Origin of the sequence: Hyphomicrobium sp. (assembly GCF_035572195.1) — a bacterium.
Classification (GTDB): Bacteria; Pseudomonadota; Alphaproteobacteria; order Rhizobiales; family Hyphomicrobiaceae; genus Hyphomicrobium_B.
In genome coordinates this window covers 1-14634 of sequence record NZ_DATNBA010000092.1, presented here as the reverse complement: position 1 = coordinate 14634, position 14634 = coordinate 1, and the positions used below count along the sequence as shown (strand labels likewise).

At 60.6% G+C, this 14634-nt stretch carries 18 protein-coding genes; 5 read left to right on the top strand and 13 right to left on the bottom strand.

The window, feature by feature from the left end:
- The 6 genes from VN623_RS08020 to gluQRS all read right to left on the bottom strand — a co-directional run.
- Positions 1–533, bottom strand: a 533-nt coding sequence (locus tag VN623_RS08020; protein ID WP_325569881.1) for an HAS-barrel domain-containing protein, incomplete at its 3' end; no start/stop codon positions are given.
- A 132-nt stretch (positions 534–665) separates the two neighbouring features.
- Complete coding sequence (locus VN623_RS08015) at positions 666–1229, bottom strand: F0F1 ATP synthase subunit delta (RefSeq protein ID WP_325569879.1); 564 nt, start codon at positions 1227–1229, stop codon at positions 666–668.
- Positions 1230–1576: 347 nt separating this feature from the next.
- On the bottom strand, positions 1577–1960 hold the full coding sequence (locus tag VN623_RS08010; protein ID WP_325569877.1) for a YraN family protein: 384 nt from the start codon (positions 1958–1960) through the stop codon (positions 1577–1579).
- Complete coding sequence (rsmI, locus tag VN623_RS08005; RefSeq protein ID WP_325569875.1) at positions 1957–2898, bottom strand: 16S rRNA (cytidine(1402)-2'-O)-methyltransferase; 942 nt, start codon at positions 2896–2898, stop codon at positions 1957–1959. Before rsmI ends, VN623_RS08010 begins: the two co-directional genes overlap by 4 nt.
- 188 nt (positions 2899–3086) lie before the next feature.
- On the bottom strand, positions 3087–3332 hold the full coding sequence (locus tag VN623_RS08000; RefSeq protein ID WP_325569873.1) for a hypothetical protein: 246 nt from the start codon (positions 3330–3332) through the stop codon (positions 3087–3089).
- A gap of 500 nt (positions 3333–3832) precedes the next feature.
- On the bottom strand, positions 3833–4696 hold the full coding sequence (gluQRS, locus tag VN623_RS07995; protein ID WP_325569871.1) for a tRNA glutamyl-Q(34) synthetase GluQRS: 864 nt from the start codon (positions 4694–4696) through the stop codon (positions 3833–3835).
- Between the two features lie 102 nt (positions 4697–4798).
- Here gluQRS and VN623_RS07990 point away from each other — a divergent pair, with 102 nt between their 5' ends.
- Entirely contained in the window at positions 4799–5494 is a 696-nt protein-coding gene (locus tag VN623_RS07990; protein ID WP_325569869.1) for a DNA-3-methyladenine glycosylase 2 family protein, read from the top strand.
- Positions 5495–5627: 133 nt separating this feature from the next.
- Positions 5628–6188: an HNH endonuclease gene (locus VN623_RS07985; RefSeq protein WP_414653186.1), complete on the top strand. Its 561-nt coding sequence runs from the start codon at positions 5628–5630 to the stop codon at positions 6186–6188.
- A gap of 43 nt (positions 6189–6231) precedes the next feature.
- Here the strand turns inward: VN623_RS07985 and VN623_RS07980 are convergent, their stop codons facing one another.
- The 7 genes from VN623_RS07980 to rph form a co-directional block, all read right to left on the bottom strand.
- Positions 6232–6450, bottom strand: coding sequence for a hypothetical protein (locus VN623_RS07980; protein ID WP_325569865.1), 219 nt, complete (start codon positions 6448–6450; stop codon positions 6232–6234).
- A gap of 858 nt (positions 6451–7308) precedes the next feature.
- Positions 7309–7827: a disulfide bond formation protein B gene (locus tag VN623_RS07975; RefSeq protein ID WP_325569864.1), complete on the bottom strand. Its 519-nt coding sequence runs from the start codon at positions 7825–7827 to the stop codon at positions 7309–7311.
- 16 nt (positions 7828–7843) lie between these two features.
- On the bottom strand, positions 7844–8425 hold the full coding sequence (locus tag VN623_RS07970) for a YqaA family protein (protein ID WP_325569862.1): 582 nt from the start codon (positions 8423–8425) through the stop codon (positions 7844–7846).
- Positions 8426–8435: 10 nt separating this feature from the next.
- On the bottom strand, positions 8436–9752 hold the full coding sequence (gene hemW, locus VN623_RS07965) for a radical SAM family heme chaperone HemW (RefSeq protein WP_325569860.1): 1317 nt from the start codon (positions 9750–9752) through the stop codon (positions 8436–8438).
- Positions 9745–10647 (bottom strand): non-canonical purine NTP pyrophosphatase, encoded by a 903-nt coding sequence (locus tag VN623_RS07960; protein WP_325569858.1) that lies wholly within the window; start codon positions 10645–10647, stop codon positions 9745–9747. The genes hemW and VN623_RS07960 overlap by 8 nt, the downstream gene beginning before the upstream one ends.
- A gap of 5 nt (positions 10648–10652) precedes the next feature.
- Positions 10653–11078 carry a DUF1772 domain-containing protein gene (locus VN623_RS07955; protein WP_325569856.1) on the bottom strand — a complete coding sequence of 142 codons (426 nt, stop codon included), beginning with the start codon at positions 11076–11078 and terminating at the stop codon, positions 10653–10655.
- Between the two features lie 23 nt (positions 11079–11101).
- A complete protein-coding gene (gene rph / locus VN623_RS07950; protein WP_325569885.1) occupies positions 11102–11815 on the bottom strand; it encodes a ribonuclease PH in 714 nt (237 codons plus the stop codon).
- A gap of 119 nt (positions 11816–11934) precedes the next feature.
- Between rph and hrcA the strand changes: the two genes are divergently transcribed.
- The 3 genes from hrcA to VN623_RS07935 form a co-directional block, all read left to right on the top strand.
- On the top strand, positions 11935–13026 hold the full coding sequence (gene hrcA / locus VN623_RS07945; RefSeq protein ID WP_414653185.1) for a heat-inducible transcriptional repressor HrcA: 1092 nt from the start codon (positions 11935–11937) through the stop codon (positions 13024–13026).
- Positions 13027–13154: 128 nt separating this feature from the next.
- Positions 13155–13781 carry a nucleotide exchange factor GrpE gene (grpE, locus tag VN623_RS07940; RefSeq protein WP_325569854.1) on the top strand — a complete coding sequence of 209 codons (627 nt, stop codon included), beginning with the start codon at positions 13155–13157 and terminating at the stop codon, positions 13779–13781.
- A 379-nt stretch (positions 13782–14160) separates the two neighbouring features.
- Positions 14161–14634 (top strand): Hsp70 family protein (locus tag VN623_RS07935; RefSeq protein WP_325569852.1); only part of this gene is annotated, 474 nt, incomplete at its 3' end.

The window sequence follows — 14634 nt, the reverse complement described above, 5'->3', positions numbered from 1 at the left end:
ACCGCGGTTTTGCCGGTCTGACGGTCGCCGATGACGAGCTCGCGCTGGCCACGGCCAATTGGGATGAGTGAGTCGATCGCCTTGAGGCCTGTGGCCATCGGCTCATGCACCGACTTGCGCGGCAGGATGCCGGGCGCCTTGACGTCGACGCGCATCTTCTTGTCGGACTTGATCGGGCCCTTGCCGTCGATCGGATTTCCGAGGCCATCGACGACGCGGCCGAGAAGACCTTTACCGACCGGAACTTCGACGATGGCGCCAGTCCGCTTGACCGTATCGCCTTCCTTGATCGTGCGGTCGTCGCCGAAAATAACGACGCCGACGTTGTCGGCTTCGAGGTTCAGCGCCATGCCACGGATGCCGCCCGGGAATTCGACCATCTCACCGGCCTGGACGTTATCGAGTCCGTAGACGCGGGCGATGCCGTCACCCACCGACAGCACCTGACCGATTTCGGAAACCTCAGCCTCTTTGCCGAAGTTCTTGATCTGATCCTTGAGGATCGAGGAAATTTCTGCGGCCCGGATTTCCATTGACGAAGACCTCTTCCCTTGGTCGTTTGCGTTTTTGCACGGCTTCTAGAGCCGCGTATTTCCAAATTCTGGTTCGTCTCGGTGAAACGCCGCCCGGCTCGTGTCCGCGCGGCGCTCGAATTCGCTAAGTCGTCAGGTTCCGGTCCCGGTAAGGACCACCTTGAGATTCTGCAGCTTCGTTTTAAGCGAAGAATCGATCATTCGACTTCCGACCTTGACCACGAGGCCTCCGAGCAGGCCCGGATCGACGCGCGCCTGCAGCGTCACGTCCTTGCCGACAGAAGCCTTCAGGGTTTCTTTCAAAGCGGCGGTCTGCTCGTTATTCAACGGCACCGCGCTGGTAACTTCCGCCGTGACTTCGCCGCGCGACCGGGCAGCAAGCGCCCGATAGGCCTTGATGATGTCCTGGATCGAAAAGAGCCGCCGGTTGCTGGTGACGAGCTTCAGAAAATTGGCCGCCAGGCCGCTGATGCGGACCTTGTCAAGAATAGCGGCAATGGCTTTGTTCTGATCGTCCGTGGCAATGACCGGACTACGCACCAAGCGAACGAGATCGGGGCTCTGGTCCAATAAGCCTTGAAAAGTCACGAGATCGGTTTCGATATCGGCAACTTTTCCGCTGTCGCTGGCGAGATCGAACAACGCCGACGCGTAGCGCCCGGCTACCCCTTCAACGATCGTATCGTTAGTTGCCACGTCGCTCTCACCGTCGCGCTTCAAGGCGCATAGAGGGCGGGGCACCAAAAGGCCCGACACTGCGCCCCGCTTCAAGGAAAGGCTTTTGCTAAACAGAGGCCTGCGGTTGAGGCCGAAACCGACCAGCCGCCCCCTTCAAAGCCGGCGTGTCCTTAACATGGGCTCCGTTGGGCTTCAACGGCGTGCTGGGGGGCGCGTTGCCGCATTATGGCAGCTTTGGGGACGCCGAACGGCATCCCGTGTTTCTCACGACAACGCCGGAGAAGTGGGCTTGGCTCGCCTTCGCAGCCGCGTCGCGAACAACGGTTAGCGGCCGGTAACTTTCCCGATCGAAGCGCGAACGGGCATCACAGCGCGTCGTGCATGATGAGCGGGAAGCGCCAAGGCACGACAAAGACGAGATCAAATCCGATATCGTGCCGCTGAAAGCGCGGATTGCGTGCCAGCCACAAATTGGCCGCCCGGCGCACGCGATGGCGCAACATCGGCGTGATGGCGGCCTCGCAATCCTCGCTGGTCGAGCGGCGTTTCACTTCGACGAACGCGATGCGCCCGGCTTTTACGGCGATGAGATCAATCTCTCCGACCGGCGTCTTGAAGCGCCGGGCCAGAATGCGGTGGCCGCTGGCAATAAGGAGTGCCGCCACAATCGTCTCGGCGTTGAGCCCGCTACGATGGCGCCGGCGACGCTCGATCTGCCGGCTTATGCCGTTTTCAACGTCTGAACTCACGGGGACCGACCCTTCGCCTTGATGCCAAGACCATAAATACGCGCCTTTGGCACGCCGAGTTCATCGGCAAGCGCCTTGGCAGCGTCCTTCAGGCTCATGCCCTCGAGCGCCTCGGCAAGACGCGCATTGATCGTCTCGTCGCTGACCGGCTCAGCCCGTCCGGGCCCGACGACCAGGACGATCTCGCCCTTCAAGGTCTCTCCGAACGTCGCCTCCGCCAGCGTGCGCAAGCTTCCACGCACGATGTCTTCGTGCAGCTTGGTCAGCTCCCTCGCGATGACGGCCGCTCGTTCGCCGAGCACATCGGCCATATCTGCGAGTGCTTCGGCGACGCGATGCGGGGCCTCGAAAATCACGAGGCTGCCCGGAATTTGCGAGAGTTCCACTAGGCGGGCCCGCCGCGCCGCCTGCTTGGGCGGCAGGAAGCCCGCAAAGAAGAAAGAGTCGGTTGGCAATCCGCTCGAGGTCAGCGCCGCCAATGCAGCGGATGGACCGGGAATCGAAATGACGGGAACTCCGGCCGCCGCCGCAGCGCGGACGAGCTTGAAGCCGGGATCGGACAATAACGGCGTACCGGCATCCGAAATCATCGCAATGCGTTTTCCGCTCTCGAGGTCGCTGATCGCGCGTTCGATTTCGCGCTCCTCGTTGTGCTCGTGAAACGGCCGCGTTTTCGCGGCGATGGCGTAATGCTGCAGCAGCTTCGCCGAGTGGCGAGTATCCTCGCAGTAGATCACGTCAGCACGCGATAATACCGAGAGGGCCCGCAACGTCATATCGGCCAGATTGCCGATGGGCGTCGCGACCAGATAGAGCCCCGCGGTCAATGGCTTGGCCAGAAGATCGGCAATATCGGTCGTTACACAACCAGCGAGACTTCGCTCGCCCTGTTCGCTGCTTTTCCTATGCGATGGCGATGGTTCTTCAGACACGGACATGACCTAACTGCTTTAGCCAGCAAGCATTAGCAAAGAGCACGCCCAGCATGAAGGAATCGAACGGCATGCCGCCATACCACGAAAGAATCTGCCTTAATTTTTCGGAACCGGGCGGCCCTGCTGAGGTTTGTCTCTAACCGGTCAGCTGCAAGGCAGTGCCAAAGAAAAATCGACGGAGGTTATGCCACTCAGGCGGCGATGGCGTCGCCAAGAACACGCGGCGGAGCGACTTCGAGCACGTGAACCGTAGCACGCCGGCGCCGGCCCTGCATGTCCATGACGGCGGAAAGCTCGTCGACGAGCGTCGTCAGACCGTATTGCGCGAGGTCGAGTTGCATGGCCGCGGCCGCTTGGCAGCGCGTCGCCTCGTCGGCGCGCGATACGGCGGTTTTGATAACGGTCGCAAGCCTATTCCATTGCTCGGCGAGCGTCATTCGCCGAGGCTCTATATACGGTAATATCTGGCTTTCGCCCGGTTTGGCGACGGAATCCAAAAAAGCGACGCCCCGGAAATGCGCAATTGCCCGCAAAACCGCGTCTAAACCTCTGCCGGAAAGAATCGTCGTCTTATTTCTCATGGATCCTAAGATCCGCGTTGCGGGTTATCGAACAATTAAATGGTGATTTGCTCGTAAAAACAAGAAGTACCTTGGGAATATTCATTTATTCCCTGACCGAGACGAGGCCCGCGGCGGCGAATTACGACACGGACGGACGACCAAACACCGTAAAGCGCGGTTAAATCACGTCGCCGAAATGTTCGCATTATCAGCACGCTAATGGTCGCGCACCGGCGTGAAGTTTAGCCGGATTTATGGCTCACGAATTCAAGCCTGCAATTGCAAGCCTTGCGCATTTAGTTGCATATCCCGCGACGAATCCGCAAATCAAAATAGATGATGCGAAAAAAAAATTCTGACCGGAGCGGCGCCGGTCAGGCAAATCCAATCACCCGGCGAATATCGTCTGCCGTCGCGCCTTCAGCCCTCAAGGCGCGCAATCCCATATCCCGATTTGTTTTCGAAAGTTTGCGCCCATCGGCCCAACGGATCACGCGATGATGTGAATAGACGGGCTCCGGCAGATCGAGGAGTTCCTGCAGAAGCCGCTGCAGATCAGTTGCCTCGAACAGATCCTGGCCGCGCGTCACGTGCGTCACGCCCTGCCGCGCATCATCGACGACGACGGATAGATGATAGCTCGCCGGTACCTCCTTGCGGACGATCACGGCGTCGCCCCAGCGCTGCGGCCGGGCTTCGACCGTCTGCCGTGTGCCGTCCTCGCCGATTTCGGTGAAGGTAAGCGGCACGTCACCGCGCTTTTTCGCCAGCGCCTTCAGCGCCCCGTCCATGTAGAGTCTCAGCGCAGGCGCCTCGCCGGCTGCCATCCGCGCCGAGACGGCGTCCACTGGCGCGCCTCTCCAAAGCCCCGGATAAATCGGCGCACCGTCCGGATCGGCGTTTGCCGGATCGGATGCCGCCGCGATCTCCGCCCGCGTCGCAAAGCACGGATAGAGAAGTCCCATCGCAATCAACTTGTCGGCCGCCTTGAGGTATTCCGCGAAATGCTCCGACTGGACCAGAACGGGCTCTTCCCAGGCCAATCCCAGCCACGCCAGATCTTCGTAAATGGCGTCGACGAATTCCGGCCGCCGCCGTTCGAGATCGATATCCTCGATGCGCAACAAAAAACGTCCGCCTTCCTTGCGCGCCGCGTCGTACGCGATGATGGCAGACAGCGCGTGACCAACATGCAAATGCCCGTTTGGCGACGGTGCGAAACGTGTAACAGCGGTCATCAGTCGCAAACACCTGTTTGGCCGGCGCCGGGCGCATAATAATCGAGTGCGAATTTACGTGCTCGCACGCTTTCTTTAAAGCGTCGTAGGGAGGCATTTTTTGTGACCGGACCGCGACACGCGACTGTGACAAACGATCGCCAGCTGCGCGCCGCCGCGACCGCCTTGGCGCGACAGTGCAAAATCATGTCGAGCATTTTGAAGCGCACCGGATTGCCGGCACCGCGGCACTTCCCTGCCGACTTTTCCGGATTGGCCAAGATCGTCGTCGGCCAGCAGCTTTCAACGCACAGTGCCGCGGCCATCTGGGCGCGCGTTGAACAAGCACTCTCACCTGTCGCGGCGGAGACGATTCTTTCGACTGACGATGCCGGCCTCAAGTCGCTTGGGCTGTCGAACGGCAAGGTTCGCACGCTGCGGGCGTTATCGCGCGCCGTGATCGACGACGGTCTCGATTTCGGAATTTTGAATGTAGCCGATGACCGGACGATCGTCGAACGTCTGACTGCCGTGCACGGCATCGGTCCCTGGACCGCAGACATCTACATTTTGTTCGCGCTCGCACGAAAAGACGCCTTCGCATCCGGCGATCTGGCGTTACAGCTCGCAGTACAACATCACTTCAAACTCGACCGGCGGCCAACCGCAGAAGAGCTTGAGCGTATCGCCGAGCGATGGCGTCCGTCGCGCGCAATTGCGGCGAGGCTTCTGTGGGCCGATTATGCCTTCGCGCGCCGCGCGCTTCTGGCCTCTCGACAGAAACCGCTCGTCTTGAATTCGCGCAAGCTGTTAAAATAAATGAGAAAAGCCGCCGCCGCGACAGATCGGAGCGCACGCTTCACAGAACTGATACGCGCGGCTAGTATCCCCGCGTCCTGATGGGGCCTAAGACGCGATTCGACAGACGAAAAACCGCGAGGTTTGCGCGACTGTGAATGCTCACGTGACAATCCCGGACAATTGTCCGGCTCTCGTACTGAACGCCGACTTCCGGCCGCTCAGCTACTATCCGTTGTCCCTATGGAGCTGGCAGGACACGGTGAAGGCCGTCTTCCTCGATCGCGTCAATATCGTCTCGGAATACGAGCGCTTCGTCAGAAGCCCATCGTTCGAACTGAAGCTACCGAGCGTCGTGTCGCTGAAGACTTATGTGAAGCCCGCCCTTTATCCGGCGTTCACGCGGTTCAACGTCTTCCTGCGCGATCGCTTCGCGTGTCAGTACTGCGGCGACAAGCACGATCTGACATTTGATCATCTCATTCCGCGGTCCCGCGGTGGCCAAACGCGATGGGACAACGTCGTCACGGCCTGCGCACCTTGCAATCTCAAGAAGGGCGGGTTGATGCCGCGGATGGCCGGCATGTTCCCGGCACATGAGCCGTACAGACCGACCGTATTCGAGCTGCATCGGAACGGGCGGCTGTTTCCGCCCAACTACCTGCATGAAAGCTGGCTCGACTATCTCTATTGGGATACCGAACTCGAGCCCTAGTAGCGCGAGGCGGCCCGCGCGTTTCCGCGCTTTCCGATTTCGTTCAAGCGGCGCGCATCACCGGCCGGGCGCACATTTCGCCGGCAATTTGGTCCACGGCGCGCTCCCAGTTGACGGAATCATCCGCTTTCAGGCCGAACGCCACGAGGGCATCGCCCGGCGTTCCGCCGTCACGAAAGATGCGGGCGCACTCCTGACGGCTGACGGCGATCGCCTGCTGCCATTGGATCGGGCTTAGATACTCCGGAACCGAGGGGGTCATTTTTAATGCTCCGCTTTTGCCTTTGTTTTTATGGAACGATTTGGAACGTTGCCGTGTTCCAGTGCAGGCGGCAGACACACAGAGCGCATTGACATCACTACGCGAGACCGTGAAACGCGATGTCTCGATTGAGGGCTAACTCGATCACACTCCATGTGCCTGCCAGCTCGTTGGAAGAGCCGGCCGCTCTTCGAATTCTTTTGTTCAACGCGTTACGGGTTGCTACGCATCGACGCGAACACGCACTATCGACGCAACTACCGCATCCTATTGCTCGACGCTGTGCCCATCGGAATAGCGGCGTCATGCAGAACCTCCCGCACGACATCTCCGACCGAACGCCAGGCCCACGCTTCGGACGCCGCACCATCAAGGGGACCCGTTACGGGACCGTGACGCGAGGTGCGGGCGAACCGCCGGGACATACGCTTCGACATTTTTGTCGAGGCGGCTCGCCTAATGTTTTTGAAACTTCCGGACAAAACGTCTTTCGGACTTTGTCCGCACTCGGACACAACGCTACGCAACAAACGCTTACGAAACGCAACAACGCTACGCTTACTCAAAGACGGGACGCGAACACCGCCATCGGGACCACCGAGGGCAGATGGCCCAGGAGAAGGACTCAAAGTAGGCAACTCGGACGCCACCAAAAAAGCTCCCTCGCCGGATCACGATCTCCACAGACTTTGTGTTCCGCGAACGAAGAGAGAATAGCCGTCACATTCAGGCAACGCGAAGGCGTGAATCTGGCCCCGCCATGATATTCGCTTGACTGTATCGAGCGCGCAACGAAATCAACGTTTTTGCGCCGGCCAGCAATTGTGGAAAACTAAGAAAAAGCTAAAAATCAAAGGATTAGCGGCGTGCGGCGGCGACAAAAGCGGCACGGAGCGTCAGCCCCATGATGACGAGCGACGCAAGGACGTTCCAACCGGCGAACGACAACCCGAGGACACGCAGCGCCGCCTCGTCGCACTGCACGACCTTGATGTTCTGAAGGTCACCGAGAAGGCTGCCGGCCGAGGTGCTGAGAGATCCGCCGCCGCCGCACGTTGCCGGCCCAGGCCAGAATTTCCATTCGACGCCAGCGTGATAGACGCCAAGACCAGCGTTAGCGAAAAAGGCGAGCGCGACGAGGAAAAAAAGCGCCGCCGCAAAACCGCGGCTGCCGCCGGCGGTCAAAGCGAGTGCAACGAAGAGAACCGGTATCGCCGCGTAGTATGGGTAGCGCTGCATCAGGCACAGCATGCACGGCTGGTAGCCGCCGATGTATTGGAAACCAAGCGCCGTCAGGATCGATACGGCGGCCAGAAACAGCGCCGTGGCGCCGAGCCGATAATCCAATCCGCGTTCGACATTAACGACCAGCGCCATCAGCCTATCGTCCTGGCTAGAAGATGTAGCTCACGGCGATGAACCCGCCGACGAGAAGCACGACGAAGGCCGTCGTCACCAGCGCCAGCCGCGTCTCGATAAAAACCCGGATCGGCTCGCCGAAGAAATATAGGAGACCTGCTACCAAATAGAAACGCATTGCCCGGGCCACGATGCTGGCCCCGATGAACGCCAGCAAGTTCATTTGGCCGACACCGGCAGCAATCGTCACGACCTTGTAGGGAATGGGCGTCATGCCTTTGATAATGACGGCCGGCACGCCGTACTCGTGAACGAAGGTCATGAAGCTGTCGAGCGCGTGCTCGCGGCCATAGAATTTCAGGATCGGCAGGCCGACGGCGTCGTAAAGATAATAGCCGATGGCGTAGCCAAAGAGTCCGCCGATGACCGACGCCACCGTAGCGATCGTTGCATACCACCACGCCTTCTCGCGCCGGCTCAGCACCATCGGCACCAGCATCACGTCGGGGGGTATCGGAAAGAACGAGCTTTCGATGAACGACACGGCGGCGAGAGCCCACGGCGCCCGCTTGTCGGCCGCCATGCGCATCGTCCAGTCGTAGATTCGCCTGAGCATGTGGCGGTGCTTAACGGGCGCTCACGAGGTTGTCCATGCCGCGCGAAGCCTCGAAACTCTTGGCGAGTTTTGCGACAACGGCATTCAGAACGAGGCGACCGGACGGCGTGGCGCGGATTCTGACGGCTCGGGATTGCGGTTTGGGAACTCCAGGACGGAGGCCCGGCCCGGCGCAGGCGACAATGGCTTCGAGCTCGTTCGCACGCCAGTTCGTTGAGACAGCGTCGTCAAAACCTTGAGCGTTCGAAACCTGCAGCAGGCCCAGTCCGACCAGTTCGTCGACGACCTCCGGATCGAGTCGCATGTTTCCGAGCGACTCCAACCGCCCGAGATCAATGCCCTCGCTAAGGCGAAGGCCCATCAGAAGCATCTCGTCGGCCTGCTCGGCGCGGGCCAGTTTGATCATCTCGACGTTGCCGCTGCCGGTCGCCTCGACACGCGCCGCCCAGGTCTCGGGATTGCGTTCCGCGACGGTTGCACGCCGGCGTCCGTCGGTAACGATGCGGCCATGCGCGCCGGGGCCGATCCCCGCATATTCGCCGTACCGCCAGTAAAGAAGGTTGTGCCGGCTCTCCGATCCGGGGCGCGCGTAGTTCGACACTTCATAGGCGGCGAGCCCGCGAGCGTCGGTCAGTTCGCCGGTAATTTCGTAGAGCGCACGCGCCGCATCGTTGTCGGGGATCACGAGTTTGCCGGCCGCGTGGAGCGCCGCGTAAGGCGTGTCCGGCTCGATCGTCAGTTGATAAAGCGATAAGTGATCGCCGGCGAGATCGAGAGCTTCGGCAAGCTCAACGCGCCAGTCTTCAAGCGTCTGGCCGGGCCGCGCGTAAATCAAATCGAACGAAAAACGCTCGAACGTCGCGCGCGCGATATCGAGCGCCGCCTTGGCCTCGGCCGCCGTATGAATGCGGCCGAGCTTGCGTAGCTGCTCGTCCCTGAGCGACTGCACCCCGATCGACACGCGATTGACGCCCGCGTCGCGAAAGCCACGAAAGCGGCCCGCTTCGACGCTTCCAGGGTTGGCCTCGAGGGTGATTTCGGCATCGCGCGCAATCGCCCAGCGCTTGCCGATATGCTCCAAAATTGCAGCTGTCGTTTCAGCCTTCATCAGCGACGGCGTACCGCCGCCGAAGAAGATGCTCGTCACGACCCGCGAGCCGATCAGATCGGCGACCCAATCGATCTCTCGTTTGTAGGCTGCGAGAAAGCGCGCCTCATCCCAGCCGCCGAAACGCACGTGGCTATTGAAATCGCAGTACGGGCATTTTTGCGCGCAGAACGGCCAATGGACGTAAACGCCGAACGCCTTTTCGTCGTGATCAGTCATGGCAGCTGGCCGCAAGAAGCGCCTTCGCAAGCGTGCGCCACGCCGGCTCTTCCGTCGCCGGCGCCTCGGCCAGTTGCCGTTGAAGCGCGTCGAGATAGGCGCCGAGGGTCACATTTTTCCAGTCGCTCCCGTGCACCGCGAGATCGTCCTTGAGCCGCGCGATGAACGCCGCCGATTCAGCTCTTGTCGATAGACTGGCAGCCGCCGCAGAGAATGCCGCAAGATCCCGCCCGGTGCCTGTCGTCGCCGCGTTGGCCTTGGCTGCAATGGCGTCGGGCGTGATGGCGTCGAGCATCGCTGCCTTGAAGGCAGCAAAGGCGCGCGTCCGATGCGAGATCGCGTACTTCCCCTCGGGTTGCATCTCGCCGAACGTCTCGGTCCCGCCATCGGGCACGAACATCGGATCGTAGCCGAACCCGTTGCCGCCGCGCGGCGGCCAGACGAGATGACCGAACACCTTGCCCTCGAACAGCCGGGTCTCGCCGTCGGGCCAAGCGAGACAGAGCACCGATATGAAGTTGGCGCGCGGACCGGGCGCGACCCAGCCGTTCCGCGACGTGATTTCCTCGCCGAGCCGCTTCATCGCCAAGCCGAAATCCTTGCCCGGCCCCGCCCAACGCGCCGAGTAGATGCCCGGCGCACCGCCAAGGCAATCGACCTCGAGGCCAGAGTCGTCGGCGAGCGCCGGCAATCCCGATCCCGTCGCTGCCGCCACGGCCTTGAGCTTCGCGTTGCCGGCAAAGGTCGGCTCGGATTCTTCCGGTTCGGCAAGGCCGAGATCACCGGCCGATATGGCGTCGAGCCCATAAGGCTCGATCAACTGCTGAATCTCCCAGACTTTACCTGGATTGTGGCTTGCGACGACGAGCCGTGTGCCGCGGCGTAGCTTAGTCATCACCATCAAATCGAAGCCCAGACAAAAATTGCCGTTGCAATGAGGCCGAGAAGGCTGCGGCCCGCGTGAAGACGCCCCCACCGCACGAGATCGGCCCTTGACGCCGGACCGGCCTCGCTAACGGGCAACTCTTTCAAGACATCGTTGATCGGCATGATTGAGATCAGGGTATAGGGAACGTTCGCGACGAGCACGAGGGCTCCAATGAGCCAAACGTGGCTTCCGGTCACCAGCCATTCGAGCGTGCCGAGAACAGACCCGACGAGCGCGAGGGTCGCCTGCATCAGAGCGGCGCGCGGATAGCTGACCTTCCATTGAGCCAGAGCCGCCCGATCATCGAGCGTCATGCGTGCCGGATGCTCGGCCGTGGAAACGTACACGGCCGCGCCCGCAAAAAGCGCCGCAACCAGCAGAGTGAAGACGCCAAACATCTTTCACCTCGCCTAAGGGTGAACTAAGCCACTGTAAGCTTCTGAAGCTGCACGAGTTCTGCGATGCCCTTCTTTGCAAAAGTCATCAGCTCGCCGAAACGCTGCTCGGTAAATGGTGTGGTTTCCGCCGTTCCTTGCACTTCGACGATGCCGCCGGTGCCGGTCATTACAAAATTGGAATCGGCGTCGGCATTGCTGTCTTCGGCATAGTCGAGGTCGAGCACCGGCTCTCCCTTATAAATGCCGCATGACACCGCCGCCACATGATCGCGCAAAACAGCGTCCTTCACCATGTCGCGCATTTTCATCCATTGGATACAGTCGTGCAGAGCCACCCAGGCTCCGGTAATCGCCGCAGTGCGCGTTCCGCCATCGGCCTGGATGACATCGCAATCGACGGTGATCTGGCGCTCGCCGAGTTTCGGCAGATCGACTACCGCCCTTAGCGCCCGGCCGACAAGCCGCTGAATTTCCTGTGTGCGGCCCGAGGGATGGCCGCTCGTCACCTCACGCCTGGTGCGCTCATGGGTCGAACGCGGCAGCATCGCATATTCGGCCGTCACCCAACCCCGGCCCTGGCCCTTTAGCCACTGGGGAAGGCGTTCTTCCAAGCTTGCCGTGCACAGCACATGCGTGTCGCCGAACTTGATAAGGCACGAGCCTTCGGCATGTTTCGAGACCGCGCGCTCGATTGAAACGCGGCGCAGTTCGTCGGGCTTGCGTTTGGAAGGTCGTATATTGTCCATGAAGGCTATAAGGTCCTGGAAACTATTGAAGTCGCCCCCCCTTCAATCCCAAAGCCAAGAGGCGGGCAAGCCGATTTGACGGCGAACAGAGGTATTCCTAGATTCAACCCGTGAAAATCGACGAACCCATCATCGCTGCGGCGCTGCTCACCGGACAAAGTCGGCTCCAGCAGCTTAACGAGCGGTCGCGCACGATTCTGCGGCGCATCGTCGAGAGTTATCTGGCGACAGGCGAACCCGTCGGCTCGCGCAACCTGTCGCGAGCCCTGCCGATGACGCTCTCCCCGGCCTCGATCCGCAACGTCATGTCGGACCTCGAGCAGCTCGGCCTGATCATTTCGCCGCACACATCCGCCGGACGATTGCCGACACAGCTCGGCCTGCGGCTCTTCGTCGACGGTCTCCTCGAGGTTGGCGACATCACGCCGGACGAGCGCCGCCAGATCGAAACACAGATCGCCTATCGTCGCGATAAGTCCGTCGACCAACTGCTCGCCGAGGCGAGTGAGTTGATCTCCGGGCTGTCGCATTGCGCCGGAGTGGTGGTCGCCGAAAAGCAGGTCGCGCGCCTGCGTCATATCGAATTCGTGCCGCTCGAGCCAGGGCGCGGCCTCGTCGTTCTCGTCGACGAAGATCAGAACGTCGAAAACCGCATCATCACATTGCCAGATGGTTTGCCGCCGTCGGCTCTGCAGGAAGCCTCGAACTATTTGAATACGCACGTCCGCGGCATGACGCTGACCGAGGCAAAAGCCGAACTCGTGAAGTCGATCAGCGCCGCCAAGGCCGAACTCGATCATCTGACTCAGAAGGTCATTCAAGCCGGCCTCGCCGAATGGTCGGGCGTGTCGGACGATCGCAAGAGCCTGATCGTGCGCGGCCAGAGCAATCTCTTGAAGGACGTGACGGCGGCAGAAGATCTCGAGCGCATCCGTCTGCTTTTCGATGCGTTTGAAACCAAACAGGATATCGTCGAACTGCTAGGCGCTTCGGAAAACGCGCAGGGCGTGCGCATCTTTATCGGCTCCGAGAACAAACTTTTCTCGCTCTCCGGTTCGTCGTTGATTGTCGCACCGTTCCGCGACGAGACCCGGCACATCGTCGGCGTTCTCGGCGTCATCGGCCCGACGCGGCTTAACTATGCCCGGATTATCCCGATGGTTGATTACACGGCAAAACTCGTAAGCCGGTTAATTCCTTGACCTGAACATGGGCAGTGGCGGCCCGAAACGCCTTGATTTTTAACCCGGCGGAGCCGATATCCCCTGACCCGTTCGCGTGCCGCCGGATCGCATGCGTCTCAACCAGCAATGCCTCAGCGAAGAGAAATATGAGCGACGAAAAGAAGCCCATTCAAGAAACCGCGCCGAACGATCTCAGCCCCGAGTCGGATGATATCGGGGTCGAGCAGTTGAAGGCAGTGATCGCGGCGTTGCAAGGCGACCTCGAGAAGAAAACAGCCGAACTCGCAGCAAAGCACGATGTCTATTTGCGCGCCGTCGCGGAGACAGAAAATGTTCGCCGCCGCCTCGAGAAAGAGAAAGAAGAGATCGCCAAGTATGCGATCGCCAAGTTCGCCAAGGACATGTTGTCGGTCGGCGACAATTTTCAGCGCGCCATCGCGGCCGTCCCCAAGGACGCCGTCGAAACCGATCCGGCGCTAAAAACTTTGCTCGATGGCGTCGTGCTCGCCGAACGCGATTACCGCGGAGCACTCGAGCGCCACGGTATCGAAATGCTCGATCCCGTCGGCCAGCCCTTCAATCCGCATCACCACCAGGCCGTGATGCAGCAGGAAAACCCCGACGTTCCGGCTGGCACCGTACTTCAGGTCTATCAGGTCGGCTGGCTGCTCGAGGACCGCTGCTTGCGTCCGGCGATGGTCGTCGTTTCGAAGGGCGGGCCGAAGTCCGCAAAGCCTGATCAGGCGGGCGCAGAACCCCCTCCTTCGAGCTAGATTTTTCGTTGCCACGTAGCTGCGCGTCCACATGCCGTCTTTGGCCCGGCCTCCGCTGCGACCTCTTTTCGCCACGGCAGCGGCATGGTTTCCGCTCTCCTTGTGGCGGGTGGAAAATTGATCAATTCTTTAAAACAGGCCCGAAATCGAACGCGTTTCGCGGCAAAGGTATGTGCTAGTGTTTCATAGCTCCGACGCTTTAAAGTTGCTTCCTCGCCGGCTCGACTAGCCGTTGCACGGCGAAAACAGCTGCTTATATAACCGTCGGTCACACAATTTGAATCCTGGGGACCGGTGCTTCGAACCCCTCGTGGGCGGGCACGTTGGATGCTGGTCAAGGGTCCACCCGGTCTGCCGCAACTAAGAAGGATTGACGCGAATGGCTAAAGTTATCGGTATCGACCTCGGCACGACCAACTCGTGCGTCGCCGTCATGGAGGGCGGAAAACCGAAAGTTCTGGAGAATTCCGAGGGCGCCAACACGACGCCGTCGATTGTTGCATTTACCGCCGATGACGAGCGTCTTGTCGGTCTGCCGGCAAAGCGTCAGGGGGTCACGAACCCGACGAATACGTTTTTCGCAATCAAACGCCTGATCGGACGGCGCTTCGATGATCCTGAAGTTGCGAAGGATCAGAAGCTTGCCCCCTTCAAGATCGTCAAGGGACCGACCGGGGACGCGTGGGTCGAGAGCCACGGCAAGCAGTATTCACCACAGCAGATTTCAGCCTTCATTCTGCAGAAGATGAAGGAAACCGCCGAAGCCAAGCTCGGCGAGAAGGTGACGCAGGCCGTCATCACCGTTCCAGCCTACTTCAACGACGCCCAGCGCCAGGCGACCAAAGATGCCGGC